The 1,395-nt window shown below is 41.5% G+C and carries 4 protein-coding genes; 2 read left to right on the forward strand and 2 right to left on the reverse strand.

Annotation, left to right across the window (positions count from 1 at the left end; all coding sequences use genetic code 11):
• Positions 1-200: 200 nt before the first annotated feature.
• Entirely contained in the window at positions 201-326 is a 126-nt protein-coding gene (locus ACYVRH_RS12670) for a hypothetical protein (protein WP_461257262.1), read from the reverse strand.
• Between the two features lie 2 nt (positions 327-328).
• The gene (locus ACYVRH_RS12675) at positions 329-517 is read right to left on the reverse strand and encodes a hypothetical protein (protein WP_461257263.1); all 189 of its coding nucleotides are present in this window, start codon (positions 515-517) and stop codon (positions 329-331) included.
• A 10-nt stretch (positions 518-527) separates the two neighbouring features.
• Between ACYVRH_RS12675 and ACYVRH_RS12680 the strand changes: the two genes are divergently transcribed.
• Together ACYVRH_RS12680 and ACYVRH_RS12685 are read left to right on the forward strand one after the other, a co-directional pair.
• On the forward strand, positions 528-842 hold the full coding sequence (locus ACYVRH_RS12680) for a hypothetical protein (RefSeq protein WP_461257264.1): 315 nt from the start codon (positions 528-530) through the stop codon (positions 840-842).
• 1 nt (position 843) lies between these two features.
• On the forward strand, positions 844-1,029 hold the full coding sequence (locus ACYVRH_RS12685) for an XRE family transcriptional regulator (protein WP_461257265.1): 186 nt from the start codon (positions 844-846) through the stop codon (positions 1,027-1,029).
• Positions 1,030-1,395 lie beyond the last annotated feature (366 nt).

Raw genomic sequence — 1,395 nt, forward strand, 5'->3', positions numbered from 1 at the left:
GTTGCGTGTTGCGTGTTGCGTGTTGCGTGTTGCGTGTTGCGTGTTGCGTGTTGCGTGTTGCGAACATTGCTTAAAATTGCCGAAGGCAATTTTAAGCTTGGAGTTTGGGCTGTTTGTATGTTCTTATTAGCCATGCTGTTATTTTATAGAAATCTCTTTAGGTTTGCAAGGGGAATTTTGGGGGAAAATACAAGGGGTATTTATGCCTTTTGAGTGCCGTTGTCAGTTCTGGGCGGATGTTTCCTCATGTAGCGAAGCATGAAATAAACGGTAAGGCTTAGTCCCATAATAAGAATTCCGCATATAAATTGCAGTAATAAAGACATAGTTATCCTCCTAAAATCCACTTTATTATAACATCAGCGATAACGATAAAACCTAAAGCACTTGTAATAAGAACGATTGTTTCCATTATTCTGGTAAATTTGTTTACAGGTCTGGGCATATAATCCGCCACTTGCCTCATAATATCATTCAGCTTTTCGAGCGTTTTATTTATAGCGGTTAAACTTCCCACTACGTTATCAATGCTTCAAATATACGGCTTTTGGAGCGAAAAGGCAAGCGGTAAAAAGGCACGGGGGTGTTGGGGGGACAATGCCGAAAAATCCCTTGAAATCCATCTGCTTTATCGCTATTATATAAAAGTGAGAGCGTTCAAATATACAAGATTCAGCCGTTTTGCAAACAAGGAAGGCATTACAGACCGTGAATTACTGGAGATTGTCGATCAACTTGAGGCAGAACAAGCGGACGCAAAAGAAGATTTTGAATTGACTGACGCTGAAATAAGAGCATGGTTAGACCGTGGAACTTTGATTGAAATTACAGAGGGGGATTAGTATGAAGTACAAAAGCGACATTCTTGAAACAATTCACGAGAGCGCAACTGAAAAATTCCATATTGGCGCTATTTCCGAAGCCAGAATGCGTGAATATGACGAATTATGCCTTACACCAGAAACCTCAAAGAACAATAACGTACATGAACCTGTAACCATAGAACACGCCGATCTTGTAACCGCATAGCCCAATAAATTGCAATCCGGCGTTGCCGGATTGCTTGGGAGTTTTGCCAAAGGGAGAACTACAGTATTTATTGCGTTTTTTGCTTTGATAAGACTCTATGCTTTATTATTGTTTCTTGTGTTTGGCAAAACTCCAGACTGTGATGTGCTAATTACCGCTACAAGATGTATGCCCAATAAATCCTTGAGTACAGGCAGGGCAGGCTGCGGGTGGCAAAAACATCTTCTGGAATTCTCCGCCGTAGGAGGCTTTGGAATAACACAAAGAAAATTCAGAGAATAAACGTCCGGCGACAAACCCTAGATAAAGCTTTCAAACTACGCTATTTAGTCGCCGGAAGGCTCCGTAGGCGGTATCCTCCAGAGT

The sequence above is a fragment of the Treponema sp. R80B11-R83G3 genome, from assembly GCF_054786115.1.

Excerpts from the sequence above, each read along its gene's own strand:
- ACYVRH_RS12685 (WP_461257265.1), top strand. The coding sequence starts at position 844 with ATGAAGTACAAAAGCGACATTCTTGAAACAATTCACGAGAGCGCAACT.
- ACYVRH_RS12670 (WP_461257262.1), bottom strand. The coding sequence starts at position 326 with ATGTCTTTATTACTGCAATTTATATGCGGAATTCTTATTATGGGACTA.
- ACYVRH_RS12680 (WP_461257264.1), top strand. The coding sequence starts at position 528 with ATGCTTCAAATATACGGCTTTTGGAGCGAAAAGGCAAGCGGTAAAAAG.